This window comes from Kineococcus xinjiangensis, assembly GCF_002934625.1.
GTDB lineage: Bacteria > Actinomycetota > Actinomycetes > Actinomycetales > Kineococcaceae > Kineococcus_A > Kineococcus_A xinjiangensis.
This window is the reverse complement of sequence record NZ_PTJD01000007.1, coordinates 1-23881: the sequence shown is the minus strand read 5'-3', so window position 1 is coordinate 23881 and position 23881 is coordinate 1. Positions and strand designations below refer to the sequence as shown.

General features: G+C 72.6%; 25 protein-coding genes. 3 read left to right on the top strand and 22 right to left on the bottom strand.

Annotated features, from left to right (window positions below):
- Positions 1 to 99: 99 nt before the first annotated feature.
- From CLV92_RS10830 to CLV92_RS10745, 17 genes are all read right to left on the bottom strand, one after another.
- Positions 100 to 618: a flagellar basal body-associated FliL family protein gene (locus tag CLV92_RS10830; protein WP_104432855.1), complete on the bottom strand. Its 519-nt coding sequence runs from the start codon at positions 616 to 618 to the stop codon at positions 100 to 102.
- Position 619: 1 nt separating this feature from the next.
- Positions 620 to 1723 (bottom strand): OmpA/MotB family protein, encoded by a 1104-nt coding sequence (locus tag CLV92_RS10825; RefSeq protein ID WP_104432854.1) that lies wholly within the window; start codon positions 1721 to 1723, stop codon positions 620 to 622.
- On the bottom strand, positions 1723 to 2496 hold the full coding sequence (locus CLV92_RS10820; RefSeq protein WP_104432853.1) for a motility protein A: 774 nt from the start codon (positions 2494 to 2496) through the stop codon (positions 1723 to 1725). Before CLV92_RS10820 ends, CLV92_RS10825 begins: the two co-directional genes overlap by 1 nt.
- 2 nt (positions 2497 to 2498) lie before the next feature.
- Complete coding sequence (locus CLV92_RS10815; RefSeq protein WP_104432852.1) at positions 2499 to 2828, bottom strand: flagellar FlbD family protein; 330 nt, start codon at positions 2826 to 2828, stop codon at positions 2499 to 2501.
- A gap of 439 nt (positions 2829 to 3267) precedes the next feature.
- Positions 3268 to 4572 (bottom strand): flagellar hook protein FlgE, encoded by a 1305-nt coding sequence (locus CLV92_RS10810; RefSeq protein ID WP_104432851.1) that lies wholly within the window; start codon positions 4570 to 4572, stop codon positions 3268 to 3270.
- A gap of 77 nt (positions 4573 to 4649) precedes the next feature.
- The gene (locus CLV92_RS10805; protein WP_104432850.1) at positions 4650 to 5144 is read right to left on the bottom strand and encodes a flagellar hook capping FlgD N-terminal domain-containing protein; all 495 of its coding nucleotides are present in this window, start codon (positions 5142 to 5144) and stop codon (positions 4650 to 4652) included.
- A 90-nt stretch (positions 5145 to 5234) separates the two neighbouring features.
- Positions 5235 to 6857, bottom strand: a complete 1623-nt coding sequence (gene fliK / locus CLV92_RS10800) for a flagellar hook-length control protein FliK (protein WP_104432849.1) — start codon at positions 6855 to 6857, stop codon at positions 5235 to 5237.
- Positions 6854 to 7954, bottom strand: a complete 1101-nt coding sequence (locus tag CLV92_RS10795; RefSeq protein WP_104432848.1) for a transglycosylase SLT domain-containing protein — start codon at positions 7952 to 7954, stop codon at positions 6854 to 6856. Before CLV92_RS10795 ends, fliK begins: the two co-directional genes overlap by 4 nt.
- Complete coding sequence (locus tag CLV92_RS10790; protein ID WP_104432847.1) at positions 7951 to 8400, bottom strand: hypothetical protein; 450 nt, start codon at positions 8398 to 8400, stop codon at positions 7951 to 7953. Before CLV92_RS10790 ends, CLV92_RS10795 begins: the two co-directional genes overlap by 4 nt.
- Positions 8397 to 9722 (bottom strand): FliI/YscN family ATPase, encoded by a 1326-nt coding sequence (locus CLV92_RS10785; RefSeq protein WP_104433035.1) that lies wholly within the window; start codon positions 9720 to 9722, stop codon positions 8397 to 8399. The genes CLV92_RS10790 and CLV92_RS10785 overlap by 4 nt, the downstream gene beginning before the upstream one ends.
- Positions 9723 to 9751: 29 nt before the next feature.
- Positions 9752 to 10549, bottom strand: a complete 798-nt coding sequence (locus CLV92_RS10780) for a FliH/SctL family protein (RefSeq protein ID WP_104432846.1) — start codon at positions 10547 to 10549, stop codon at positions 9752 to 9754.
- Complete coding sequence (fliG, locus tag CLV92_RS10775; RefSeq protein WP_104432845.1) at positions 10533 to 11558, bottom strand: flagellar motor switch protein FliG; 1026 nt, start codon at positions 11556 to 11558, stop codon at positions 10533 to 10535. The genes CLV92_RS10780 and fliG overlap by 17 nt, the downstream gene beginning before the upstream one ends.
- 3 nt (positions 11559 to 11561) lie before the next feature.
- Positions 11562 to 13154: a flagellar basal-body MS-ring/collar protein FliF gene (gene fliF / locus CLV92_RS10770; protein WP_104432844.1), complete on the bottom strand. Its 1593-nt coding sequence runs from the start codon at positions 13152 to 13154 to the stop codon at positions 11562 to 11564.
- Entirely contained in the window at positions 13154 to 13480 is a 327-nt protein-coding gene (gene fliE / locus CLV92_RS10765; RefSeq protein WP_104433034.1) for a flagellar hook-basal body complex protein FliE, read from the bottom strand. Before fliE ends, fliF begins: the two co-directional genes overlap by 1 nt.
- Before the next feature lie 101 nt (positions 13481 to 13581).
- On the bottom strand, positions 13582 to 13977 hold the full coding sequence (locus CLV92_RS10760) for a flagellar basal body rod protein FlgC (RefSeq protein WP_104432843.1): 396 nt from the start codon (positions 13975 to 13977) through the stop codon (positions 13582 to 13584).
- Between the two features lie 67 nt (positions 13978 to 14044).
- On the bottom strand, positions 14045 to 14395 hold the full coding sequence (gene flgB / locus CLV92_RS10755; protein ID WP_104432842.1) for a flagellar basal body rod protein FlgB: 351 nt from the start codon (positions 14393 to 14395) through the stop codon (positions 14045 to 14047).
- Positions 14396 to 14900: 505 nt separating this feature from the next.
- The gene (locus tag CLV92_RS10745; RefSeq protein WP_104432840.1) at positions 14901 to 15452 is read right to left on the bottom strand and encodes a glycosyltransferase family protein; all 552 of its coding nucleotides are present in this window, start codon (positions 15450 to 15452) and stop codon (positions 14901 to 14903) included.
- A 278-nt stretch (positions 15453 to 15730) separates the two neighbouring features.
- Here CLV92_RS10745 and CLV92_RS10740 point away from each other — a divergent pair, with 278 nt between their 5' ends.
- From CLV92_RS10740 to CLV92_RS10730, 3 genes are read left to right on the top strand one after another with little or no spacing between them, the layout of a single operon-like run.
- Positions 15731 to 16741 carry a Gfo/Idh/MocA family protein gene (locus tag CLV92_RS10740; protein ID WP_104432839.1) on the top strand — a complete coding sequence of 337 codons (1011 nt, stop codon included), beginning with the start codon at positions 15731 to 15733 and terminating at the stop codon, positions 16739 to 16741.
- A 1-nt stretch (position 16742) separates the two neighbouring features.
- On the top strand, positions 16743 to 17870 hold the full coding sequence (locus CLV92_RS10735) for a DegT/DnrJ/EryC1/StrS family aminotransferase (RefSeq protein ID WP_146099491.1): 1128 nt from the start codon (positions 16743 to 16745) through the stop codon (positions 17868 to 17870).
- Positions 17863 to 18552: a DapH/DapD/GlmU-related protein gene (locus CLV92_RS10730; protein WP_211291046.1), complete on the top strand. Its 690-nt coding sequence runs from the start codon at positions 17863 to 17865 to the stop codon at positions 18550 to 18552. Before CLV92_RS10735 ends, CLV92_RS10730 begins: the two co-directional genes overlap by 8 nt.
- A gap of 27 nt (positions 18553 to 18579) precedes the next feature.
- Here CLV92_RS10730 and CLV92_RS10725 read toward each other — a convergent pair whose 3' ends face one another.
- From CLV92_RS10725 to CLV92_RS10705, 5 genes are all read right to left on the bottom strand, one after another.
- The gene (locus CLV92_RS10725) at positions 18580 to 20112 is read right to left on the bottom strand and encodes a glycosyltransferase family 2 protein (RefSeq protein WP_104432836.1); all 1533 of its coding nucleotides are present in this window, start codon (positions 20110 to 20112) and stop codon (positions 18580 to 18582) included.
- 187 nt (positions 20113 to 20299) lie between these two features.
- Positions 20300 to 20668 carry a hypothetical protein gene (locus CLV92_RS10720; protein WP_104432835.1) on the bottom strand — a complete coding sequence of 123 codons (369 nt, stop codon included), beginning with the start codon at positions 20666 to 20668 and terminating at the stop codon, positions 20300 to 20302.
- Positions 20665 to 21069 carry a flagellar export chaperone FliS gene (gene fliS / locus CLV92_RS10715; RefSeq protein ID WP_104432834.1) on the bottom strand — a complete coding sequence of 135 codons (405 nt, stop codon included), beginning with the start codon at positions 21067 to 21069 and terminating at the stop codon, positions 20665 to 20667. Before fliS ends, CLV92_RS10720 begins: the two co-directional genes overlap by 4 nt.
- Before the next feature lie 201 nt (positions 21070 to 21270).
- Positions 21271 to 22749 (bottom strand): flagellar filament capping protein FliD, encoded by a 1479-nt coding sequence (gene fliD, locus CLV92_RS10710; RefSeq protein WP_104432833.1) that lies wholly within the window; start codon positions 22747 to 22749, stop codon positions 21271 to 21273.
- 121 nt (positions 22750 to 22870) lie between these two features.
- A partial coding sequence (locus CLV92_RS10705; protein ID WP_104432832.1) for a flagellin occupies positions 22871 to 23881 on the bottom strand: 1011 nt, incomplete at its 5' end.

The following is a 23881-nucleotide window of genomic DNA, read 5'->3' as shown; positions in this document are numbered from 1 at the left end:
GCGCTACGCCGGGTGGGTGAGCGGCGGCGTCCCCGGCATCGCGACCGGCCGGCCCGTCCCCCGGGGGGACGGACCGGCCGGTCGCCGTGGATCAGGGGGTCAGCGGGTCTTCTGCATGACGAACTGGCTGAAGTAGATGCCCATGACCGTCTTGTGCATGGTGCCGTCCTCGGCCTTCTCCTCGTAGGCGTGGACGATCTTCTCCTGCAGGGCGAGCTTGTGGGCCTCGCGCTTGGCAGGGTCGGACAGCTCCGCCATCGGCAGGCCGCTGAAGTGGCTGATCACCAGGTCGAGGGCCTTGTTGCCGTCGGGGCCGGAGGAGCCGCCGTGGGCGCCGGCGGCCTCGGCCTTGACGCCCTGCAGGGCGATGCCGATGCGCAGGTAGCCGTCGGCGAGGTTGAGGCTGACGGGGTCCAGGGCGGTGACGTCACCGGGGACGAGCACCTCCTCGGCCTTGACGGCCTCGGCGGCGCTGGCGCTCTTGGTCATCATGAAGACCCCGCCGCCGGTCCCGCCGGCGAGCAGCACCGCGGCGACGGCGCCGATGATGATCATCTTCTTCTTCTTGGGCGCGGCCGCGGTCTCGTCGGCCTTGCCGTCGTCCTTCTTGCCGGCCATCTCAGTGGCCTCCTGTCGCGGTCTCGGTGGAGTGGGTGTCGGGAGTGCTGTGGGCGGTGGTGCTGGTGTGGGTGGCGCCGGCCACGACGGGCTCGGCGAACTCGGGGGCCAGGTCCAGGACCAGGTCCGGCGCGGCGTCGCCGGTGGTGGCCTCGGCCTCGGCGGCCTGCTTCGCCTCGGCGTCGGCGGGGGTGTGCAGCTCCGCGGGCCCGTCCGTGGGCAGCGACGCGGCCACCTCGGGCAGGAGCGCCCGCACGGCGTCCGAGGAGGGCGAGGCCACGACGAGGTCGACGCGGCGGTTGCCGGCCAGGGCGGCGGGGTCGCCGTCCGGGTACAGCGGGCGGGTCTGCCCGAAACCGGTGGACGACAGGCGCCGCTCGGCGAGCTGATGCACGCCGATGAAGCGCGTCACCACGCTGTTCGCGCGGCCGGAGGACAGGTCCCAGTTGTCGCGGAAGCGGGAGGTGCTCTTCAGCGGCAGGGAGTTGGTGTGCCCCTGCACGGCGATGTCGTTGGGCAGCCCGGCGAGGATCGGCCCGATCGCGTCGAGCACCTCCAGGCCGGTCCGCTCCACGTCCGCACTGGCGTTGGCGAAGAAGACCTTGTCCGCGACCAGGCCGACGATGAGCCCGTCGGCGGTGATCCGGTAGGTGACCTGGTCCTGGTTGCCGTCGGCGGCCAGCGCCGCGTCGATCCGCTTGATGATCTCGCGGTAGTTCTCGACCTCGGCGCGCGCGGCCTCGAGGTCACCGGCGGCGAGCTCCTTCTCCTCGACCAGCCGTGCCTCCTCGATCATGCGCTCGACGGACTTCGGCTGGAGCGGGTCGCCGACGTCGAACATCTCCAGCGACATCGGGTCCTGCCCGTTCTGGGCGTCGTTGATCCCCTCCTCGCCGGTGATCGCGACGTTGGTGGTGGAGAAGCCCTCCGTGAGGCCCGCCTTGAACTGGGCGAACTTCAGCTGGTCGACCTGGCTGAGGGCGAAGAGGACGATGAACAGCGCCATGAGCACCGTCAGCATGTCCGCGTAGGACACCAGCCAGCGTTCGTGGTTGACGTGCTCGTCGTGCTCCTCGTGCTTGTGGCGGCGCTTCCCGCTGGACATCAGGCCGCCTTCTTGTCCGGCACGACGGTGCCGGGCGGCAGGAGGCTCTCCAGCTTCTTCGCGACGGAGCGGGGGTTCGAACCGGCCTGGATGGCCAGGATGCCCTCGACGACGAGCTCCATCTGCGCGACCTCGAGGCCGGACAGGCGCATGAGGCGGCTCTGCAGCGGCAGGAAGAGGAAGTTCGCGCTGGCCACGCCCCAGAAGGTCGCGACGAACGCCGCACCGATCATCGGGCCGAGGGCCGCGGCGTCGGTCAGGTTCTGCAGGACGACGACCAGGGAGATGACGGTGCCGCAGATGCCGACGGTGGGCGCGTAGCCACCCATGTCACCCATGATCTTGGCGGACTGCTTGTCGGCGGCCTTCTTCGCCTGGATCTTGCCCTGGAGGATCTCGTAGAGCTCGTCCGGGTCCGTGCCGTCGATGGCCGTCTGCAGGCCGTCGCGGAGGAAGTCGTCCTCGACCTGCTTGATGGCGTCCTCGAGGGCGAGGAGGCCCTCGCGGCGGGCGCGCTCGGCGAGCTTGACGATGACCCCCACGGTCTCGGCGGCGTTGGTCGCCTTGCCGAGGAAGGCCTTCTTCGTGGTGCCGATGACGGCGAGGCCGTCCTTCAGCGTCCCACCCATGAGGCCGACGCCGATGGTGCCGATGAACACGAGGACGAGCGGGCCGGGGAGCATGATGTCGCCGACGGAGCCGCCCTCGTGGGCCTGCATCCAGAGGACGGCTGCCGCGGCGACGACGAGCCCGACGATGCTGGCGATGTCCATGGTCACGGCCTCCTGCGGTGCAGCGGCACCGGGGCGGGCAGCTCGCTGTCGGTGTCGGCGGCGCTCTCGGCGCCGTTGTTCGGGGTCTCGGCGACCGGGCGGACCAGCTCGAGGCGGTCGGCCGGGCCCTGCTCCTCGAGCGCGTGGGCGGTCGCGACGACACGTGCCCGGAACGCGAGGACGCGCTCCACGACATCGGCCAGGGGCTCGCTGATGACGAACTTCGCGCCGTCGACGAGTGTGATGACCGTGTCGGGGTTGGCGTCGACGCGCTGGATCAGGTCGGGGTTCAGGGCGAACACCGACCCGTTGAGGCGGGTCACGAGTATCACGGGATACCGTCCTTGGCGGTGGGGGGCCCTTCCGTGGGCCGCTGTGCTCCCTTCCATCGGCCCCCCGCGCGGGGAGCTGAGCGGAGGTTGCCAGCGCCACCCGTTCGTGCTAACGGCAACTGTGAGCGACGACGGTTCGTGCTCGGGAGCGCCGGCCGCTGGGCCGTTCGGGTGCCTCCTCCCTGTTCCCCGGGCGACCCCTCCCCCGGCGTCCACGGGGTCGCACCGCCCTCCCCCTCCCACCGCAGGACGCCAGGCCTCCGCTGCGGCACAGCGCCTTGGGGCGGCGGCGGACACGGGAGCGGAACCAGGGCGGGGCCGCGCGGCGTGGCGACGCTCCGCCCGGCCCCGAGCCCGCCGGGGGTCCCTCCCCGGCAACGCCGACGCCCCCGGTCCGCGCGGGGGCGCGGTCCGGGGGCGTCGGGTCAGGCGGCTGGCGTCAGCGCTTGAGGTTGACGAGGTCCTGGAGGATCTCGTCGGAGGCGGAGATGATGCGGGAGTTCGCCTGGAAGCCGCGCTGGGCGAGGATCAGGTTGGTGAACTCCGCGGACAGGTCCACGTTGGACATCTCCAGCTGGCCGGCACCGAGGGTGGCTCGCCCGGCTGCACCGGGGGCGCCGACGTTCGGGACGCCCGAGTTGGTGGTGACCGTGAACATCGAGCCACCGGAGCGCTCGAGGCCCGCGTAGTTGTTGAACGTGGCGACCGCGACCTGCCCGAGGGCCCGCTTGAGCCCGTTGGAGTAGGAGCCGGTCAGGACGCCGTCGGTGCCGAAGGCGAAGGACGTCAGGGTGCCGATGGGCGCGCCGTCCGCGGTGGAGCTGATGGTGCTCGCGCCGTTGCTGCTCACGGAACCCGTCATCTTGGACAGGTCGATGCCGACCTCGCGTCCGTTGAAGTCGAATGCCGTCGGCAGGGTGCCGGTGGGGGCCCCGTTCGCGTCGAAGGCCATGGTGGCGGCGGGCGTCGTCGACGTGATGGTGGCGCTCGGGTCGAGCGGGTCGGGCCACGAGAAGGTGACCTGCCAGGAGTCGCCCGGCTGGTAGGCCGACGCCGGGGTCGCGGTCGCCGAGCCGCCGGCGGCCGGGTCGTTCTTGAACGTCGCGGTGACCTTCGTCCTGGCGCCCTGGGCGTTGAAGAGGTCGAAGGAGGTGGTCACGACCGGACCGCTGTAGGTGGTGCCGTCGGCGTTGAGCACCGGCTTGCCCGTCTTGTCCAGGTTGCCCTTGAACGTGCCCAGGGTGGTCTGCGCGGCCGGCATCACGGTGTCGGACGGGACGATCAGGGGGGTGGTGGGCCCGTTGACGTTGATCTCACCCATGGCGTCGGCGCGCCAGCCCTGCACGTAGGCCCCGTCTGCCGTGGTGACCGCACCGGTCTGGTCCAAGGTGAACGCGCCGGAGCGCGTGTACAGGGTCTGCTCGCCCTGCTTCACGACGAACATGCCGTCACCGTTGAGCATGAGGTCGGTGGCCCGGCCGGTGGACTGCGAGGAGCCCTGCGTGAAGTTCTGCGAGATGCTGTTGACCCGCACGCCGAGGCCCACCTGCGCCGGGTTGGTGCCGCCCTGCCCGTTCTGGGGCGCGCCGGCGGCCTTGGTGAGCTGGCTCATCGTGTCGGCGAAGACCACGTTGGAGCTCTTGTAGCCCGTGGTGTTCACGTTGGAGATGTTGTTGCCGACGACGTCCATCATGGTCTGGTGCGAGCGGAGGCCGCTGACGCCGGAGAACATGGAGCGGAGCATTCGATCTACCCTTCGGTACGACTGGCGGGGGGTCCTGCAGTGCGGTTCGCGAGGTGTTCGGTGCTAGGGGCCCGGCGTCAGGCGGCCGGCGGGGTGGTGCTCGTTGGGGCGTCGACGCTCACGACCTTCGAGAGCGCGATCTCCTTGCCGTCGACCTTGAGCACGGGCTCCCCCGTCCCCGCGAACGAGGCGGAGGTGACGGTGCCGGTGACGATGCCGTCGGCGCCGGGGTAGCTGACCGACTGGCCGACGAGGCTGCTCGCCTGCAGGCGCAGCTGGGCGGCGAGCATGGAGGTGTTGTTCTTGCTCATGCCCTCCAGCGTCTCCAGCGACGAGAACTGCGCGGTCTGCGCGATGAACGTCGAGGAGTCGACCGGCTTGGACGGGTCCTGGTAGCGCAGCTGCGCCACCAGGAGCTTCATGAAGGTGTCCTTGTTCTTCTGGGTGTCCCCGGACGCCTTCGTGCCGCTCGGCCCACCGGTCCTGGCCACGTCCCTCGCGGCCTGGGCCGCGTTGGAGGCGTCCAGGAGCGATCCGTGGCCGGACGCGCCGCTCGCCGCATCAATGCTCATGGCTTGTCCTTCGGTCGTTCGGGGGAGGATCTGTAGCCCGTTCGGGGTGCTTCCTGCTCCGGCCGCTTCAGCGCGCGGAGCAGTGGCCGGTCAGGCGTGCAGGTCCAGGCGGCCGGCGGCGGCCGCGACGGCGCTGCGGTGGGCGGCGCGCTGCTCGTCGGCGGCGTAGAGGGAGCGGCGGTCGGCGCCGGGGCCGGTGCCGCCCTGCTGCCCCGAGCCGCCCTGGCGGTGCCCGCCGCCGGAGTGGGCGTCGCCGGCGCCGCGGGACTGCTGCTGGGAGCCTGAGTCGGCGCGGACGTCGACCGTCGTCTGGTTGAAGGTGCTGCCCGCGAGCTCGCGGATCAGGTCCGGCACGGCCAGGCGCAGGGCCTGGCGGGCCAGGTCGGAGGCACCGACGAGCTGGACGTGCAGGGACCCGTCGAGCACCTCGGCGGTGACCTTGACCGGGCCGAGGCCGAGCGGCGTGACCTCGACGGTCATCCGGTGGTTGCCGTCGGCGGGGGGCAGCGCCTCGAGGCGGCGGCCGAGTCCGCCGGCGAAGGCGGCGGGGTTGGTCAGCGGCAGCGGCACGGGCGGGGTGGACGTGGCCGGTGCGGCGGGTGCGGCGGCCGCGACGGAACCGGTGGGCGTCGTCGTGGCTGCGGTGACGGGTGCGACGTCCGTGGCGGCCTCGGCGACGGCCTCGGCGACCGCGGCCTGCAGCAGGGTGGCGCCGGCGGGCTGCGGCACGACGGGGCTGGCGGCGAGGATGACCGGGGCGGGGGTGGCGACCGCGCCGGCGACCTGCGCGAACGCGGGTGCCGGGGCGGGTGCGGCCGTGCGCGGTGCCTGCTGCTGGGCGGAGCCGTCGGAGGACTGCCCGGAGCCGTCGGGGGTGCTCCCGCCCGCGCCGCCGGAGGACGCGCCGCCGGTGACGGCCGCGTTGGGGCCGGCCGGGGCGGGGGTACCCGCCGTGGGGTCCTGGCCGGTGACGGCGGAGGCCGACGTCGCCGTTCCCTGGACGGCGGCCTGGGCGCTCGCCTGGGTCGTCGCGGCGGCGGTGCCGAGCTGGGCGGCGTCCGCGTCGGCGGCGACGGCGACGGCGACGGCAGCGGCCTGCTGGGTGGCCTGCCCCTGCACCGCAGTGATCGGCGGAGCCGCGGTGGCGATGGCAGCCTCGCCGGTGGCGGCGGTGCCGGTGCCGGTGGCGATGCCGGTGATCCAGGGCATGGTGGTCGCCGAGGCCTTCTCGGTGGCGAGTTGCGCCGGGCGCACGAGGTCCCCGGCGGCGGGAGTGGGGGTGGTTGCCGGTTGCGCCGCCAGAGCCGACTGCGCATCCGTCACAGCGCCCCCGCCGGTCGCGGGGACCCCGGGAGCACCGGGCACCACGGCAGATCCGGACGCGATGCCGGCAGCGGTCTCGCCGCCCCCGCCGGTCACCGCGGTCGGCACGGCGCCGGGCATGAGGTGTGCCAGCGGCAACCCCAGCAGGGCCGGGTCGACGACGGCGGTCACGGCCGGGTCGGTCCCGCCGCAGACGCCCTGCGGCGCAGCGCCCTGTCCGCCCTGCTGGCCGGGGGCACCGGAGTCGGCGGTGCCCTCCTGCCCGAGCTGGGCGACCGCCTGGCCGAAGGACTGGGCGAAGCCGGCGCCGCCGTCGGCGGAGCCGCGCGACGCGGAACCCTGACCGGTGGTGGGGGCGACCGGCAACGTCGCGATGGTCGGAGTGCTCACGCGGACCTCCCGAGGGTTCCGATGATCTTCTTGACGTAGTTCTGGGTCTCGTCGAACGGCGGGATGCCGCCGTGCTTCTTCACGTTGCCGGGGCCGGCGTTGTAGGCGGCCAGCGCCAGCTCCAGCGACCCGAAGGACTTCAGGTGCTTGCTGAGCAGGCGGCCCGCGCCGTCGATGGCGGAGGCGGGGTTCAGCGGGTCCACGCCCATCTCCCGGGCGGTGCCCGGCATGAACTGCATCAGCCCGAGTGCTCCGACGGGGCTCTTGGCGTGGGGGTTGTAGCCGGACTCCTGCTTGGCGACGGCGGAGAGCAGCCCTGCGGGCAGGCCGTACTTCTGCTCGGCGGCGGTGAAGGCGGCGTCGTAGGGCGCGGACTTCGAGCCGACGGGGCCGCTCGGCGCGCCGGCCAGCGCGGGCGGGCGGACGTACTCGGAGGCTCCGGCGGAGGACGCGCCGAGGGCGGCACCGGCCACCGCCCCCCCGGCCACGGCGCCCGCGGCGACGACGCCGGCGGTGACGCGCCGGATCGCCGTGGGCGTCTCCCAGATCTTGGCGATCTTCACGACTCCGCCCGTCCTGGGGGCGTGCAGCATCTGCCCGTCCCCCGCGTAGATGCCGATGTGGCCGCCGTTCTCCAGGACGACCAGGTCCCCGGGCTTCGCCTGGGCGAGGCTGGGCACGGCGGTGCCGGCCTGCGCCTGCTGGGCGGCGGTGCGCGGCAGCGGGATCCCGACCTGCTTGGCGGCGAGCTGGATGAGGCCGGAGCAGTCCAGACCCGTGGCCGGGTCGGTGCCGCCGTAGACGTAGGGCACGCCGAGGTGCTTGCGGGCCGCGGCGAGCAGCGCCTCCCCGCCGGCTGCGGAGCCGGGCGCGGACGCCGTCGCGCCGCTCGTGGGGACGGGCGCGAAGGTGGAGACGCGGCTGGCGCGCCCGGGCTCGCCGGCGGAGGTGAGGGCGCTCGCGAAGTCGGAGCCGGTGGAGGCGCCCGCCGCGGACGTCGCGGCGCGGGCCTGCGTCGCGGGGGCCGCGGTGTCGAGGGCGGCGATGCGGGAGCGGATGTCGGCGATGCGCTCGCTGATCTCGGCGACGGGGCTCATTCCTGTCCTCCTTCGAGCTCGGCGCGGCGGCGCGCGCGGGCGGCGAACTCGGCCACCGTGCGGTCGTCGAGCGCCTTCTGGTCGGCGGCCAGCGCGGCCTTCTCCTGGGCCTCCTCCTGCCGCTCGACCACGCGCTCCAGCGAGCGTTCGGCGCGGCGGGCGCGGGCCCAGGCGGCCTGCTTCTCGGTGAGGCCGGCCTCGGCCAGCTCGGTGAGGGCGCGGGCGGCGTCGAGGTCGGCCATCAGCGCGGAGCGGCGCAGCACGCCGATGGTCCACGCGTTGTGGGTCTCGTCGGAGAGGTGGGCGTCGCCGAGCTCGCGCTGCACGCGGGCGGCGCGCTTCTGCTGGTTGCGCACCAGTGCGTTGGCGGTGGTGACCTCGCCCTTGGCCTGCTCCTGCTGCAGCCGCCGCAGCTTGAGCACGGCCAGCAGGGAGCGGGCGATCACGCGGGGCCGCCGAGGTGGGCGACGAGCTGGTCGAGCATCGCCCACGCCTGCGGGGCGGGGGTGATCTCCTCGATGTCCTGGCGCAGGAAGGCGTTGATGGCGGGCATCGCGGCCACGGCGGCGTCGACGTCGGGGTTGGCGCCGGGGGCGTAGGCGCCGACCTCGATGAGCTCCTTGACGTCGCGGTGGGCGGCGAGGACCTGCCGCAGCCGGGTGGCGACGGCCCGCTGCTCGCGGGTGGTGACGCGGGAGGCGACGCGGGAGACGGACTCCAGCACGTCGATCGTGGGGAAGTGCCCGGCGGTGGCCAGCTTGCGGTCGAGGGTGACGTGGCCGTCGAGGATGGAGCGGGCGTTGTCCGCGATGGGCTCGTTGTGGTCGTCGCCGTCGACGAGGACGGTGTAGATGCCGGTGATGGAGCCGGTGATGCCCGGTCCGGCGCGCTCCAGCAGGCGCGGCATGAGCGCGAACACCGACGGCGGGTAGCCGCGGGTGGCGGGGGGCTCGCCGACGGAGAGGCCGACCTCTCGCTGCGCCATGGCGACGCGGGTGAGGGAGTCCATCATCAGCACGCAGTCGGCGCCGAGGTCGCGGAACGACTCGGCGATCGAGGTGGCGGTGAACGCGGCGCGCAGGCGCAGGGCCGGGGCCTCGTCGGAGGTGGCGATGACGACGACGGAGCGGGCCAGGCCCTCGGGGCCGAGGTCGTCCTCGAGGAACTCCCGGACCTCGCGGCCACGCTCGCCGACGAGGGCGAGGACCGAGACGTCGGCGGCGGTGCCGCGGGCGATCATCGACAGGAGGGACGACTTGCCGACGCCGGAGCCGGCGAAGATGCCGAAGCGCTGACCGCGTCCGGCGGGCACGAGGGTGTCCAGCGCGCGCACGCCGAGTCCGAGGGGGCTGTCGACGCGGGCGCGCTGCATGGCGGGCGGCGGCTCGGCGTGCAGGTGGGCGCGCGGCGCGGTGACCAGCGGCGGACCGCCGTCGAGGGGATTGCCGAGGGCGTCGACGACGCGCCCGAGCAGGGTGGGGCCCACGGGGACCGTGGAGGGCTTGCGGGTGGCGACGGCCGGGGCGCCGGCGGCGAGGCCGGTGAGGTGGCCGAGCGGCAGGCAGCGCAGCCGCCCGCGCTCGGCGGCGACGACCTCTGCGGGGGTGCGGTGCCCGGCGGGGTCGCCGAGGAGGATGGTCTCCCCCACGGCGGCCTCGACGCCGGAGACCTCCACGGAGAGGCCGATGAGGGACGTGACGCGGCCGCTGACGAGGGGCCGGGCCGCGTCCACGGCGCGGGAGACCTGGGGCCGGAGCAGCTCGCGCACACCTGCCGCGAGGCTGCTCGACACCAGGCTCACTCAGCCCGCCCGAACCCCTCGTTGCCCGCGAGGGCATCGAGGGCTCGGGACACGCTGGCGCGCAGGCTCGCGTCGACCTCGGTGTCGCCCTGTCGGGCGATGGCGTCACCGGGCTGAAGGCTGCTGTCGCTCACGTACGTCACGAGCCCTGCATCGGCAGGTGCGCCGTCCTCCTTGAGGCCGTCACCCACAAGGACGCTCAGGTCCGCCGGATGGACACGGACGGTGACCGGCTCGGAGGGGGCCAGGGGGCGCAGGGCGCGCCGGACCGCCTCCAGGACCGGATCGGCCATCAGGGACACCTCCCGGTCGAGCACGGCGCCCGCGAGGTCGCAGGCCAGCTCCAGGACGGTGTCGGCGAGCGACGCGACCTCGGGGTCGCGGCGGTCGCGCAGGTCGTCGGCCGCGGCCAGGACGGCCAGCTCGAGGCGGCGCAGGACGGCGGCGCGCTGGGCGTCGTGCGCCCGCTGGGACGCCTCGGCGGCGGAGCGGTCGGCGGCCCGGTCCAGCGCGGCCTGCTCGGCGGCCTTGCGCATGCCCTGCGCCCAGCCCTCGGCGAAGCCGGCGGTCTTGGCGGACTCGCGCAGCTTGGCCGCCTCCTCCGCCGCGGCGCCGGTGGTGGGCAGCTGCATGCCGTTGAAGGCCTGCGGGGTGCCGCCTCCCGCGGGTGCCGCGACGAAGGTGCGCGGCGCCGGGGCGGGGGCGGTGTCGGCGGCGACGAACCCGGAGCGGACGTGCAGCGGGAGGAACTCCCCCGCCGGCGCCTGCCGGGCGAGATCAGGAGACGAAGTCATCGTCACCGCCGCGCGTCAGGACGATCTGGCCGGACTCCTCGAGGCCACGGATCACCGTGACGATCTTGGACTGGGCCTCCTCGACCGCGGACATGCGGACCGGGCCGAGCATCTCGATCTCCTCGAGGAGGTTCTCGCGGGCCCGGGAGGAGACGTTGCGCAGGATCTTGTCGCGCACGACCTCCTTGACGCCCTTGAGGGCGGTGGCGAGGTCGGCGGTCTCCACCCCGCGCAGGACGAGCTGGATGGAGCGGTCGTCGAGGTTGGTGATGTCCTCGAAGACGAACATGAGGGCGCGGATCTCCTCGGCGAGCGCGGGGTTGAGCTTGGCCAGGCCCTCGAGGACGCTGCGCTCGGTGCCGCGGTCGGCGCGGTTGATGATCTCGACGAGGGGGGCGACGCCACCCACGGCGGTGTTGTTCTTCTGCTGCAGGACCGTGGAGGTGCGCCGCTGCACGACGTCCTCGACCATCCGGACGTACTCGGAGCTCGTGGACTCCATGGTGGCGATGCGGTAGGCGATGTCGGCCTGCATCTCCGGGGAGAGCCCGGACAGGATCATCGAGGACTGGTCGGGCCGCAGGTGGGCCACGACCAGGGCGATGGTCTGCGGGTGCTCACCGGTGAGGAAGGTGAGGATCTGCTGCGGGTCCGCCTGGTGCAGGAACGCGAAGGGCGCGATGTGCTGCGTCTCCGCGACCCGGCCGAGGACCGCTGCCGCACCGTCCGCGCCCAGGGCGCCCTCGAGGAGGGCCTGGGCGAAGTCGAGGCCGCCGCTCCCGCCGCGCAGCGGCGAGACGATCATCTCGTGGAACTCCTCGAGGACCTTGCCGGCGATCTCGGGGGCCACGGAGCGGAGGCGGAGCAGCTCGGCGGTGAGCTCCTCGATCTCCGCCGGGCGCATGTGGGAGAGGACCTTCGCGGCGTTCTCCTGACCGACCTGCACGAGCAGGACGGCGGCCTTCTGCGCCCCGGTGAGGGGGACGACGGCGAGTTCGGTGGACGACAAGGCTCAGGACCTCCGGTCGGCGAGCCAGCCGCGGAGCAGCTCCGCGACCTCCTCGGGCTGGCGGGAGACGAGTTCCACGACGGTGTCGCGGCGGAAGGCGGCGGCCTCGAGGGCCGGGTCCACCGGAGCGGCCGGGAGGGCCGGGACGGGCGGGGCGGGCGGGAGCACCGGCTCGTGCAGGGTCTCGTCGGTGATGTCGCCGAGGTGGATCGGGAGGCTGGCCACGTCGATCTCCTCCACCTTGCGGCGGCGGAAGGACAGCAGCACCACGATCAGCATGATGAAGACCAGCAGGGCCAGGGCGGCCGTCTTGCCGTAGCTGAGGAGCTCGTCCTGCTTCTCGGCCTCCTCGGCCTCCTTGAGCGCCTTGGCGGCCTCGTCGGCGGCGGAGGTGTCGAAGGCGGTCTTGATGACGTTGACCGTGTCCCCGCGGTTGGGGTCGATGCCCACCGCGCTGGTGACGATCGCCTGGACCTGGGCGACGTCGGCGGTGCCGGCCTTCTGCGCGTCGAGGACGACCGCGACGTTCTTGCGCTTGACCGAGCCGGGGGCGGCCTTGGTGGTGGTCTTCTTCGTGTCGAGCTTGTTGTCCACCGTGCGCTCTTCGCTGCGGTACTGCGAGGCGCCTTCCTGGCCGGCGGGGGCCTGGATGTTGTCCGGGCCGAGGACGCCGCCGACGGCGGGGGCGCCACCGGTGTACTCCTCGATGCGCTCCGTGGAGGCGGCCGGGGGGATGTCCGTCGGGCGGGTGAACTCCTCCGACTCGATGATCCGCTCGTCGAAGTCGAGCTCGGCGGAGACGGTGGCCTTGACGTTGCCGGGGCCGAAGACCTGCTCGAGCATCGCCTGCAGGCGGGTGCTCTCGGCGTTGTTGTACTCGTCGGCCTGCTTCTGCTGGGTGCCGCCGCCCTGGCCGTCGGTGGAGAGCGTGTTGCCCTTGCCGTCGACGACGGAGACGTTCTTGGGGTCCATGCCCGCCACGCCGCCGGAGACGAGGTTGACGACGGAGCGCACCTGGTCGTCGGTGAGGCTGGTGCCCGGCTTCAGCCCGAGCAGCACGGAGGCCGTCGTGGGCTGCTGCTCCGCGATGAAGACGTCCTTCTTCGGGATCGCGAGGTTCACGACCGCCGTGTTGACGCCGTCGATGGACTCGATGGTGTCCTCGAGCTCGTTGGCCAGGTCCTTGCGGATCGCCTCGTTCTGGATCTCCGCCGAGGTGGTGACGCCGGCCTTGTCCAGCAGGGAGGCGGACTCCGACTCCTGGATGAGCCCGTCCTTGGCGATCTCCAGGCGGGCCTCGTAGACGTTGGCCTGCGGCACGGAGATCGTCGAGCCGCCGTCACCGAGCTCGTAGGGGGTGCCGGACGCCTTGAGCTTCTCCACGACCGCCGCGGCGTCCGCGCCCGAGAGGTTGGTGTACATCGGCGTGTACGAGGGCGTGGAGGCCCAGCGGGAGAAGGCCACCCCGCCTGCGATGAGCGCGACGACCACCGCGATGACGACGGCCTTCTGGCCTGCCGTGAACTCCCCGAAACCCGTGAGGAAGCGCTTGGCGCCCTCGGCGATCGCCGCCGGGCCCTTGTTGGCGTTCGCCATCAGATCTGCATCCTCATGATCTCGTTGAAGGCCTCAACGGCCTTGTTGCGGACGGCGACGGTGAGCTGCGTGGCCAGCTGGACCTCGTTGCTCGCGATCATGTAGTCGTGCACGTTCGTGAGGTTCCCGGTGGCGGCCTTGATCGCCAGGTCGTCGGACCGGGACTGCATGCCCTGCAGGCGGTCGAGGCCGCCCGAGAGCAGGGAGGCGAAGTCCCCGGCGTCACCGGCGGTGGCGGCCTCGGGGGCCGCGGTGCCCCGCACCCCGCCGACCTGGCCGACGCCCGCGGGCGGGATGGTGGCGGTGTCGGTGACCCCGCGCGTCATCTGCGCGTTGTCCATGTTCCCCAGGCCCACTCCGTACCCGAAGGCGGAGGTCCCGGAGGAGGCTGCGGTACCGCCGATGCCGGCGATCGACTCGATGCTCATCAGTTCTTGCCCAGCTGCAGGGCCGCCTGGTAGGCGTCCTTCGCACGGTCGACGACTGCGAGGTTGGCCTGGTACGCGCGCTGCGCCATGAGCAGGTTCGTCATCTGGGTGCCCATGTCGATGTCGGGCATCTTGACGTTGCCGTCGGCGTCGGCGAGGGGGTGGCTCGGGTCGTAGACGATCCGGCCCTCGGTGCCGCCGAGCGCGATGCCGCCGACCTGCACGCCCTTGCCGTCAGCGGCCTCCTGGGCGACGACGTAGCGCTCGCGGAAGCCGGCCTCGTTCGTGCGGCTGGCGGTGTTGAGGTTGGCGAGGTTGTCGCTCACCGCGTCCATCCACTTGCGGTTCACCGTCACTCCCGTGCCGGCGATGCCGATCGCTTCGAAGATGCTCACAGTTCAGGCTCCGTGCTCGTGGTTTCCGCGGCTGACAGGTTCGTGGTGAGGATGCGAGGGCTGCGCGTCACTGACCGGAGATGGCCGTGCGCAGCAGGGAGTACTTCGAACCGAGGGCGTTCAGCGCGGTCTGGTAGCTGAGCCCGGTGGAGATGTTGGAGAGCGTCTCCTGCTCGAGGTTGACGTTGTTGCCGTTCTCGCGCGTCGGCTCCAGCGACTTCCGCGTCGCGATGCCCGACGTCGCGGCGGCGGCCGCACTCCCGGAGCGCACCGCACTGGCCAGGGAGTCCTCGAAGGACACCTTGTTGGCCAGGTAGCCGGGAGTGTTGATGTTGGCGACGTTGTCGGCGATGGCGCGCTGGCGTGCCTGCAGACCGTTGAGCGCCGTGTGCAGCGCCACGCTGGTGAGATCGGACACGGGGCCACCCTCCGACGGGCCTCGGCGGCGCTGGGATGCGCCGACAGCTTCTAGTGGTCTCGGCCGGTCCGTGGCCTGTCCTGCACGGCGCTTCCTGCGCCACACCACTCCATTCGGCTCAACGGGCCGCGGGCTTGAGCCTCGGCCCGTCGCTGAGGGCGTGTCGCCTGTCCGCGCGTCGCCGTTCACCCGTGCGGAGCAGCGCGGGACGGTGCGGGGTGGACAAGGGGGTGACGGGTCCCCGACGAGCCGCCCCTCGCCGGTGACGCTGGGTGAGCGCCGGCGGCCGCCGGGGTCGCCCCGGCGGCCCGTCCGCCGCCGGAGGTGGCGCTCGGGGTGGTGGAGGTCCGGCGGCGTGCAGCCCCGCGCCCGCCCCCTCTCGACGGAGAGGGCCTTCCCCGTCGCCGGTGGGACTCACCCGCCCCACGCACCACAGGCGCCCCACCTCGGGGGTGGGGCGCCTGTGAGTGGTGCGCCTGTCGGGGCAGCCGGTGCTGCTGTGAACTCAGACCCTGTCGAAGATCCCGCGCTGGCGCGGCAGCCGAGCGGTCGTGGCGACGGGCTGGTGGATCGCCAGGAGCCGGCTCGGCACCCCCGGCAGCTCGACGCCGCCGTGGACCGCACCGGGGGCGGACCGGGCCGCGCGGCCCCGGTGGAGCAGGCGCGCCGAACGGTGCGTTCCCCGGACCACGTCGTCGACCCGCACCGACAGGGCCACGGCATCTCCCGCCGCCGCCAGGTACGACCGCAGCTCCTCCACGGACGCGCTGGCCCGCTCCCCCGCCAGGACGCACAGCGCCCAGTCGGCCCGCACGTGCGCCAGCGCCGCCTCCTGGGCCCGGTCGCGGTCCTCCGCCCAGGCGCCGCTCACCACGGTCACCCCCGGCCGCAGGGCCGCCTCGAAGACCGGTGTCCCCGGCGCCAGGTGGTCGGCGGTGTCGTACACCACCACCTCGTCGGCCACGGCGGCGAGCGCCCGGACATCCGCGTCGAGAGTGGGCAGCGCGTCCCCCTGCACGACGAGGCAGGCGGCGATGCTGGTGGCGGGGCTCGGCATGGTCGTCTCCTGACGCTCCGGGGGCGGTGCTTCCACCAGTGGCATCGGCAGGAACGGGGCGCGGGTTACGTGCGACGTGCCAGGTTCCCACGGCGGTGACCCCGTCGTGACGGGGCCTGGCGGGCCGTCCCGCGAGCGGGGTGCCCCGCGGCTGCCGCGGCGGGACGCGCTCCGTCCTCACCGGTCGTGGGCCTGCCTGCGACCCGGGAGACGGGTAACGTGTGATCAATCCGTTGCAGTCGGTAGCGGCGCCGAAGACATGTGAGGGCTCGGGCACCATGCGCGTTGCGGTTGTCGGGTGCGGGTACTGGGGGGCCAAGCACGTGCGCGTCCTCAGCAACCTGCCCCAAGTCGAACAGGTCGTCGCCGTCGATCCCGACCGCATCCGGACCGCCGAGCTGCAGCGGAGCCATCCGGATCTCGTCACGCGCGGGACGGTCCGCGAGGCCGCGCCGCTCTTCGACGCAGCGGTCGTCGCCACTCCCCCGGGCAGCCATGCGGCGGTCGCCGGCGGGCTGCTCAACGCCGGGAAGCACGTCCTGGTGGAGAAGCCCATGGCGACCCGGGTCGTCGACGCCGAACGACTGATCACCCTCGCCGCTGGCCATGGGCTCACGCTCATGGTCGGCCACACCTTCGAGTACAACCCGGCGGTCGCGGTCCTCCGCGAGGCGGTCCGCACCGGTCACCTGGGGCGGATCCGCCACATCGAGACCGCCCGGCTCAACCTGGGCCTCTTCCAGCGCGACGTCAACGTCCTGTGGGACCTCGCACCTCACGACCTGTCGATCCTGGGCTTCCTCCTGGGTGAACAGCCGGACAGCGTTCAGGCATGGGGCCGCCCCCACGTCCACCCCGTGCTGGAGGACGTGGTCCACCTGAACCTGCACTACCCCACCGCCGATGTCACGGCCCACGTCCACGTCAGCTGGCTGGACCCCTGCAAGGTCCGCCGTGTCTCGGTGGTGGGCACCAGGCGCATGGCCGTGTACGACGACCTCCTGGAGGAGGGTCGCGTGCAGTTCCACGACAAGAGCGCGACCTCGGTGGACCCGAGGGGAGCCGAGCCGGTGGTCTACCGGGACGCCGGCGTCGACGTGCCGGCCGTCGACTGGAGGGAACCGCTGGAGGCGGAGGTGGCGCACTTCCTGGAGTGCTGCGCGACGGGGCGTGCTCCGAGGAGCGGAGGCAGCAGCGGCCTGGCCGTCATCAGGGTGCTGGCCGCTGCCGAGCGCTCGCTCCGCAGGGGGGCGGCCGTCGAGCTCCGCGAGATGGCCCCGGCGGCCTGACGTGCCGGAGATCCCCTTCTCGACCCTCGCGCCGACCACAGCGGAGGTCCGCGCGGAGGTGGAGGCGGGCTGGCGGCGGATCCTGGACGGCGGATCGTACGTGGGCGGCGTTGAGGTGGACCGGTTCGAGCACAGCTTCGCGGGCTTCTGCGACCGCCGGCACGCCGTGGGCGTGGCCAACGGCACGGATGCCCTGCATCTGATCCTCCGCGGCCTCGGGATCGGTCCCGGCGACGAGGTCCTCGTTCCGGCCAACACCTTCATCGCCACCGCGGAGGCCGTTCTCCTCGCAGGGGCGCGCCCCCGGTTCGTGGACGTCGACCCCCGCACGCTGCTGATGAGCGCGCAGGCCGCGGCCGACGCCGTGACACCCGCGACCGCCGCCGTCATCGCGGTCCACCTCTACGGGCACGTGGCGGACCTGGGCGGTCTGCGGGAGGTCGCCCACCGGTTCGGACTGGCCTTCGTGGAGGACGCCGCCCAAGCCCACGGCGCGTCTCGGGACGGGACGGCGGCGGGCGCCGCGGGCGTCGCGGCGGCCTTCAGCTTCTACCCCGGCAAGAACCTCGGCGCCTTCGGCGACGGGGGGGCCGTCGTGACGGACGACGCTGCGCTTGCGGACCGCGTGCGCTCCTTGGCGAACCACGGCCGCTCCGAGGTGGATCGCTACATCCACGAGCGAGTAGGGATGAACAGCCGGCTGGATGCCCTGCAGGCGGTCGTGCTCAGCGCGAAGCTGCGCCACCTGCCCGCCTGGACCGCGGCCCGCCGCACGGTCGTCGACGCCTACCGCGAACAACTGCGCGACGCACCGCTGCGGCTGGTCGAGCCTGAGCCGGGCGTCGTCAGCGCCTGGCACCTGCTGGTCGCGCGGACATCGAGCCGCGACCACGTGCGCCGGGAGCTGGCCGCCTCCGGCATCGAGACGGGCATCCACTACCCCCTCCCCTGCCCCGCGCAACCGGCGTTCCGGCAGTGGTCGGACGGGAGCTTCCCGGTGGCGACCGCCGCGGCGGCGGAGGTCCTGTCGCTGCCGTTGCATCCGCACATGACCAGCGGGGACGTCGCAACGGTCTGCGCGGGTCTGCGTGCAGCGCTCGCCTCGGAGGATGCCGGTGCCCGTGCCTGAGCAGCACGGCGCGGACGGGAACCGGGTCCTCGGCGCGGCGGAGCTGGTGACCGACCGGGGGGTCGAGGTCGGCTACCCCGCCGAGCGCGGCGGCGGCGGGCCGCTGGTGCTGGGCCCGCGCGCCCGGCTGCGCTCCGGGACGGTCCTCTACACCGGGAGCACGATCGGGGCGGACCTCAGCACCGGGCATGGCGTCGTGGTCCGCGAGGACTGCCGTATCGCTGAGCGCGTCTCCGTCTGGTCCGGGACGGTCGTCGACTACGCGTGCGACATCGGGGACGACGTCAGGATCCACTCGAACTGCTACATCGCGCAGTTCACGGAGATCGAGCGGGGAGCGTTCCTCGCACCCGGCGTGAGCCTCGCCAACGACGTGCTTCCCGGTGACGCCGAGTCCGCCCGGCTCATGATGGGCCCGAGCATCGGCGCTGGAGCGCAGCTCGGCGTGAACGTGACGGTCCTGCCCTACGTCCGCATCGGGGAGGGCGCCGTGGTGGGCGCAGGCGCGGTCGTCACGCGGGACCTGCCCCCGGGCTGCTTGGCTTACGGCAACCCGGCGCGGGTGGTGGGGCCCCGGCCCGGCAACGCCGACGCGATCCGGGCGCGTCTGGCCGCAGCGCCGGCTCTGCTGGCCAGGTTGGCCCGGTGGGGCCGGGTCCTCCGCGTTTCCGACGAGGACTGACGCCGACCTCCTGCGCTGCGGCCGGCCCTAGCCGGCGATCAGGGCGGCGGTGAAGCCCGGCGCGAACTGCCGCAGCTCCTCGACGAGGGCACCAGCGGCGTCGTCGTCCACCCGCGCGAGCAGGGGTTCGAGCAGTGGGAGGGCGGCCTCCTCGCCGATCTCCACGAGGGCGGCACCACACATGATCCTGGTGCGGTCGTCACGCTCGGTCGAGCGCAGGATCCGCCACAGCGGGCAGTGCTCCCCCAGCCCCGCCTCGCGCATCCGCAGCGACCACAGGAGCGCCTTCTCGAAGGGCAGCGAGCCTCCGAGGCCGCTGATCGCGACGAGCACCGCCGTCCTCGCGCGACCGGCGTCCCACATCGCCTCGAAGAACGGCTCGCCGTAGGCGAACCCCGTGGCCTGCAGCTGGCCGACGTAGGGCAGGACCAGCGACTCCGGCAGTGCGTCCACGAGGCGCCGCGAGTCGGTCCGGGACTCGTGGACGCGCGCGAGCACCACCGCCGCGGCGATGTGGGACTTGCCGGTGGCGAGGTGGTCGAGCAGCAGCTCCACGGACTCCTCGTGGCGGTCCTGCAACCAGAGGCAGTCGATGAGGGAGTCTGTGAAGGAGAGGTCCGTGAGGACCACCCCTCCCTGGTCGCCGGACTCGACGTAGGGCCTCAGGAGCGCTTCGGCGCGCTGGAGGTCCCCGGTCGCCATGGCGAGCTGCCCCTCCATCGCGCGGAGGACATCGGGGGATTCGCCCCACTGCGCCATCGACGCGAGCCAGTCCAGGCCGAGCGCCATGTCGGCGTTGGCCACGGCGATGCCCAGCGCTGTGTGCCCTGCGAGGATGCCCTGCTGGGGGGCGACGGCTGCGCGGTCCACCAGGGCCAGCGCCTCGAGGGAGCGCGACGGATCGCCTTCGAGCTGGCCGGAGCGGGCGACGTTGATCAGGAACCGCCACGTGTCTGAGGCACCGCGGGCCAGGGCGTCCGCCAGTTCCCGCTCGGCGACCCGCAGGTTCCTACCGCCCTTGTTCCGCTCGCGGGTCCGGACCGGTGTGTAGCCGGAGTGGTCGAGTTCCAGGTCCGTGGTCTGCTCCCCCGACAGCTCGCCCCAGCGCCCGACGACTCGCTCGTGGATGGCGCCCTCCCAGCGGCACCGGGCACGTCGGAAGACGCGCACGGACCAGACCGACAGACCCACGCCGGCCCCCTGCCAGGTGTGGGACACCTGCATGACCGAGAGCGCGTCGGCCGGGGTGAGTCGCAGTCGGCGGCGCAGCGCCCGGGGGTTGCCCCGCGCCACCTCGTCGGCGTCGACGATGACCACCCACTCCCCGGCGCAGTGCTCGAGCGCGCGGTTGCGGGCAGCGCCGAAGTCGTCGTCCCAGTACCCCTCCACCACGCGTGCTCCGTGGGCGCGGGCGACGTCGCGCGTGGCGTCGGTGCTGCCCGTGTCGTAGACGACCAGCTCGTCGACGAAGGGACGCAGTGCGTCGAGGGATCCGCCGAGGAGCTCCTCCTCGTCCTTGACGATGTAGCTGCCGCTGATGAAGACCTCGTCCCCGTGCACCGGCTCCTCCTCCTGCGATCCGACTCACCGCGGTCCCGACGCCAGGACGTCAGCTCCTCACCCGGCGCTACCGCGATCTCACTCTAGGTCCAGTGCGCGTCACAGGCCGGGCGGAGAACGCACGAGGCGGACGCCGGACCCAGAAGTCCGGCGCCCGCCTCGGCGAGTGCTTCGCGCAGTGGTGCGCTCAGAGCGGCCGATCGAAGTAGACGGGTCGGTGCTCCGCCTGCTCCAGCTTCGCCATGGCCCGCCGCTGCGAGCGTGCCTGGACCATGGCCTCGGCGAGGCGCTCGCTGACGTCCATCTGCCGTTGCAGGAGACGGCGTGCGCGCTCTGCGAAGTCAGCCGGCAGTGGCGCGAGCATGCTGGGCTCGATCCAGTCCTGCGGGACCGGCACCTCGGCGACGTCCGTGTCGACGCCGGCGTGCAGCCGGGCGAGGAGGTCCTCAGCGGCCTCGACGTCGAGCTCCACCGCATGCAGAGCCGAGCTCCACGCGTCGCGCCAGCCCGGTTCCTGCGTCCGCTGAGGGGCGGCGGTGGAGTGGCTGCCGATCACCTGCCACCGGTGAGGTGCTCGGTCGCGGCCTGCCGCCACGCCTCGGCCAGCGGCTCCACCAGCTCCACGCGGCAGGCAGCCGCACGCGCAGCGTCCTGGGTGGTGTTCGTGGCGATGAGCTCCTTCATGAGCCAGGAGTAGAGGGACATGAGTCCCGGCCCGCCGTCCCATGCGTCGACGCGGAGGCTGTTCTGCAGCTCCAGCACGATGTCCTGGGCGTGGGTGAGGCTGGTGTGGGCCGTCTCGCGGTCGCCCGCCTCCAGGGCCTGCTCGGCGCGCTGGAGGTCGATCACGAGGCGGTCGTAGAGCATGACGAGGAGCGCCGCAGGACTGGCCGTCGCGAGGCTCTCAGCGACGTACCGGTTGGCCTTGGAGCGACGGCCGTGGGTCATGGAGCTCATTCAGTGGTCCTCCTGGTTCTCGGGCTCCCCCCTCCATCGGCAGGGAGAGCCCGGGTCGGAGCGGTACGGTCGCCGCAATCCGTTTTCACCTGACCGGGCGCCGCGTCGCCATCGATCGCGACCTCTGCCTCCCCCACAACGCCGGAAGGGCCGGTCCCGGTGCTCATGGCACCGGGACCGGCCCTTCCGGCGTTCGGCGGTTCAGGCCTGGAGGCTGGCGAGCTGGCCGGCGAGCCAGCTCGACTGGCTCTTCAGCTTGCCGAGCGAGACCTCCATCGCACCGTAGTACTTCTGGTACTGGGCCTTCTTCTGCTCGAGCCGGACGTCCCAGTCGGCGATGCGCTTGGTGAGGTCCGAGATCGAGTTGTTCTGGCCGGAGATCGCCGCGGTGAGGGTGCCCCTGGTCGGGTCCTGGACTCCCGTCGTGCTGTTCTTGCCGGTGCTGACCTCGCCCAGCATCTGCAGGCGCGTGGCCAGGCCGTCCTTGCCGTCGGCCGGCACGGCCACCGACTTCGTGGCCACGAGGTTCTTCACCCCGGTCGGGTTCGCCTCGTAGGCCGAGAGGAACTTGGCCTTGTCGAAGGTGATCTTCCCGTCGCGCGTGGACTGCACGCCGATGGTCACCGCCGAGGTGGCCGTGCCCGTCGCCGTGATCGCCGAGGTCACCGCGTTGATGATCTGGCCCTGCAGGCTGCGCAGGCCGCTGTCGCCGCGCAGGGAACCTCCGCCGGTGAACGATCCGTTGGCATTGGGGGTGCCGGCGCGGGTCTGCAGGGCGATGTCGCTCAGCACCGCGTTGGCCGCGGTGACGAGCCCCTCCATGGCCGAGGCCACAGCGGCGCTGTCCTGGGTCACCGAGATCTTGACAGGCGATGCCGTGACCTCCGAGACGGTCAGGGAGAGCCCCGTCATGATGTTGGCGAAGGTGTTGGTCTTCGAGGTGAAGTCGGGGTCACCGGTGCCGGTGTTGATCGAGGCGTTCGTCGCGGCGGTGCTGGTGTAGCCGTTCCCTGCACTGACGTCCGTCACCGAGGCGTAGTCGCTGCGGGTCAGGCCGTCACGACCGTTGCTCACCACGCCGCCGTGAGCAGCGATCTTGAACTCGCCGACGTCCGTTCCGGTCCGGGTCGAGGTGATCTGCAGGCGGTACTTGTTCTCCCCGACACGGATCGCCACGGCCTTGATGCCGAGGTCCTCGGCGCGGTTGATCGCGTCGGCGACGTCGGTGAGGGTTCCGGAACTCGGCGTGATGGTGACGAACTTGCCGTCGCTGCGCATGACGTCCAGGGGCGAGCCGCCGAGGACGGTCGACAAGCTGGTGACGCCCGGCTCGTGCACACCGCTGGTGGTGGTCTTGCCCTTCGCGATACCGGTCACCGTCACGTTCACCGAGCCCACGGCAGCGCCGGATCCGGCGCTGACGGCGACGCTGGCGTGCGACGACGTCGCCTTCGTGGGGTTCCAGGACGTGGCGTCCTGGAGCTTGGCGGCGGCGTCCTGCATGGCGAGAATCTTGGTGTTGATGGACTGGAACGCGGTGACCTTCAGCTGCGCCGCACTGACGCTGCTCTTCATCCGCGTCTGCGGAGCGGCGTCCGCGGCGATGAGCGAGGTGATGATGCCGCTGGTGTTGAGGCCGCTGACAAGTCCGTCAACGGCAGACGACGAGATGCTGGACATCACGGCCTCCTTTCGTGTAGGTGGAGCTCGAGAACGGGACGGGCGGGGGTCCGGGTTCCTCCGGGCCCCCGCCCGGTGAGGTGCGGCTTCTTCGCGTCAGCCGACCTCAGGAGTGGTTCGATCAGCCGCGCAGCAGGGAGAGGACGTTCTGTGCGGCGGAGTTGGCCTGGGCGAGCATGGAGGTGCCGGCCTGGGTCAGGATCTGGTTGCGGGTGAACTTGGTCATCTCCGCGGCCATGTCGGTGTCGCGGATCGCCGACTGCGAGGCGGTGATGTTCTCGATCGAGACGTTCAGGTTGTTGATCGTGTGCTCGAAGCGGTTCTGCACCGCACCCAGCGTGGCGCGGGTGGAGGAGATGGAGCGGATCGCGGCCTCGACCTTCTTCAGGGCGGTGGCGGCGTTGGCGGAGCCGTCGGCGGCGTTGCCCACCAGCGACAGCCCGCTCGTGCCCAGGGCGGAGGCGTCCATGTCGTCGATCGACACCGTGATCGTGTCGTTCGCCGTGCCGTTGGCACCCACCTGGAACGTCTTGCGCTGCGCCACCGTCTCGGTGACCGCCGCGGAGGTCAGGTTCCCACCGAAGATGGCAGCGGCGTCGGTGCCCGCGACGGCGAGGGAGTCGCTCGTGGAGGAGGCCTTGGAGCTGAGGGTGATCGCACCGTCGCTGGCGCTCACCGAGACGTTGACGTTGGCGAGGCCGGCGGCGTCGAGGTCCTTGCGCAGCGCGTCCTGGACCTTGGTGGCGTTGGCCGAGCTCCACGCACCGGCGAGGTCGACCGTGGTGAGCGCGCCGAGGTTGGTCAGGGTGACCGTCTTGGCGCCGGTGGCGTTGATGTTGACGGTGAAGCTCTGGGTGGTGGTGAGGCCCGCGGCGGCGGTGGTGGTGAGGGCGGCACCGGCGGTGGTGGCCACCTTGCCGGCGAAGCCGCCGTAGGTGCCGTCGAGGAGCTTGGTGTTGCCGAAGGAGGTGGTGTCGGAGATGCGGGTCAGCTCGTTGTTGAGCTGGTCGAACTCCGTCTGCGCCGCCGCCTGGGCGGAGGGGTCGGACGAACCGGTGTTCGACGCCTGCACAGCCAGGTCACGCATGCGCTGCAGGATCGTCGTCGCCGTGCCGAGGGCACCGTCAGCGGT